The sequence below is a fragment of the Albidovulum sp. genome, from assembly GCF_049646345.1.
Lineage (GTDB): Bacteria > Pseudomonadota > Alphaproteobacteria > Rhodobacterales > Rhodobacteraceae > Albidovulum.
This window is the reverse complement of record NZ_JBARVQ010000024.1, coordinates 1-2,219: the sequence shown is the minus strand read 5'-3', so window position 1 is coordinate 2,219 and position 2,219 is coordinate 1. Positions and strand designations below refer to the sequence as shown.

Annotated in this window: 3 protein-coding genes; all 3 read left to right on the top strand. The window is 61.3% G+C overall.

The genetic code is table 11. The features are described from left to right. Positions 1-156 precede the first annotated feature (156 nt). Positions 157-870: an ABC transporter ATP-binding protein gene (locus WBB85_RS00635; RefSeq protein WP_432636685.1), complete on the top strand. Its 714-nt coding sequence runs from the start codon at positions 157-159 to the stop codon at positions 868-870. Positions 871-872: 2 nt separating this feature from the next. Beyond that, complete coding sequence (locus tag WBB85_RS00630) at positions 873-1,766, top strand: branched-chain amino acid ABC transporter permease (RefSeq protein ID WP_432636684.1); 894 nt, start codon at positions 873-875, stop codon at positions 1,764-1,766. Further along, positions 1,763-2,219: N-formylglutamate amidohydrolase (locus WBB85_RS00625; protein ID WP_432636683.1), on the top strand; the 457-nt coding region annotated here is incomplete at its 3' end. The genes WBB85_RS00630 and WBB85_RS00625, both read left to right, overlap by 4 nt.

The window sequence follows — 2,219 nt, the reverse complement described above, 5'->3', positions numbered from 1 at the left end:
CAACCAGCCTGATCACCTACAAGGGGACGGACGGGATGCCGGTTCGCCAAGTCTCGCTGGTCCGGGTCAAAGGTGGTGCGCGCGAATTGGTCGGTCAGCCGTCGCCCGTGGCTGATCTGATCCCCGCGCCGCGGATGCAGTAAAGGCTGGCCACGCATGACCTCACTTCTGAAGCTTGAAAACTGCAAGGTGCGTTATGGCGCAGTTGAGGCAGTGCGTGGCATCAATCTTGAAATCCGGAAGGGCGAGATTGTCGCCCTTCTGGGTGCTAACGGGGCAGGCAAGTCCTCAACCATGAACGCGATCGCGGGGTTAACTCCCGTGGCCGAGGGCAAGGTCTGGTTCGAAGGCCGTGATATCACCGATCTGGATCCAGAAGAGATACCGATCTCGGGTCTGACCCTGTCGCCGGAGGGACGACGGGTGTTTGGCACGCTCAGTGTTGACGACAACCTGCGGATGGGCGCCTATGCGATACGCGACAAGGCGTCCATTCAGACCGCGCGCGAGCGGGTCTTTGACCTGTTCCCGATCCTCGCCGAACGGCGCAACCAATATGCAGGAACACTGTCGGGTGGCCAGCAGCAGATGCTGGCCATCGGACGAGCCTTGATGTGCAATCCGCGATTGTTGCTGCTGGACGAGCCGTCGCTGGGGCTTGCCCCTTTGATCGTTGAGCAGGTGTTTGTCTTGATCGAGAAATTGCGTGACGAAGGTTCCACTATCTTTCTGGTCGAACAAAACGTGACGGGTGCCCTGCAGATCGCGGATCGGGCCTACATGATGGCCTCGGGTTTGATCCGCAGCGAAGGCACGGCCGAAGAAATGCGGACCGGCGACATGGCCGCAAGCTATCTGGTGGGACATTGAGCATGGATCTGATCCTGCAACAGACGGTGAATGCCTTTGCCCTTGGCGGGGTCTATGCGCTTTTGGCGCTGGGCCTTGCGGTGGTGTTCTCGATCATGGGGATGATCAACTTCGCGCATGGCGAGTTGATGACCATCGCGGGCTACGTGCTGATGTATTGCGGCCTTGCCGGCATTCCTTTCATCCTGGGCGTCCCACTGGCCGTTGCGGCGTCGATGCTGGCTGCAATGGCGATGGAGCGGATCGCCTTCCGGCCATTGCGGAACGCCTCGGGCGCGACGATGCTCGTGACCAGTTTCGCCGTCGCAATGATTCTGCAGGTCCTGTTCCAGAACCTGATATCCGCACGCTCGCAGGCGGTGGCCATCCCGGAACTATTGGGCCGCAGCGTCGCCATAGGCGGGTTCGTCATCGGGGTCAGCAAGCTTTTCGCCATTGGCGCGACGCTGGTCATGCTGGTGGCGCTGGAAACCTTCATGTCCCGCCAGAAACACGGCATCGCCATGCGGGCCGCCGCCGAGGACTTCGCCATTGCCCGGCTAATGGGCATCCGCGCCAATACGGTGATTTCTGCGGCTTTCGCGCTGTCGGGCCTGCTGGCAGGCGTGGCCGCGGTGCTCTGGGTGTCACAGCGGGCCTCGGTTGACCCGCTGATGGGTTTCACTCCCGTTCTCAAGGCCTTCATCGCCGCGATCCTTGGTGGCCTCGGCTCGCTACGCGGCGCTGTCGTGGGCGGCTTCGTGCTTGGCTTCATCGAGGTGTTCCTGGCCGCCTTCCTGCCTGTCGAGTGGCAGGAGTTCCGCGAACCAATCGGGCTGAGTCTGGTCGTTCTGATCTTGGTTTTGCGTCCGAACGGCATGATACCCGCGCCCACACTTCAGGCCCAGAAGGTATGAGCGTGCATTCCCGCCGGGTGACGCTTTTGTCAGACACCGATCCCGAGCCGGTTGAATGGATCAACCGCGAAAGCGACGTTCCCGTCTTGCTTGTCTGCGAACATGCGGGTCGTGCTGTTCCTGCCTCGCTTGTCGGGCTCGGACTGGCCAAAGGCGCCGTCGACGATCATATAGGTTGGGATATCGGTGCCATGGGTGTGGCCCGACGGCTGGCCGAAAAGCTTGGTGCGCCGCTTGTCGCGCAGCGCTACAGCCGGCTTGTAATTGACTGCAATCGTCCGCCCGAGAGTGCGAGCGCGATGCCGGCAACCAGCGACCAACAACCGGTTCCGGGCAATGCCGGACTAACATCGGATCAATGTAGCCTGCGCGTGCGCGAGATTTTCGCACCCTTTGCCGCCGCAGTAGAAAGCGCCTTCGACAAGCACACCCGTTGTATCGCCATATCCATAC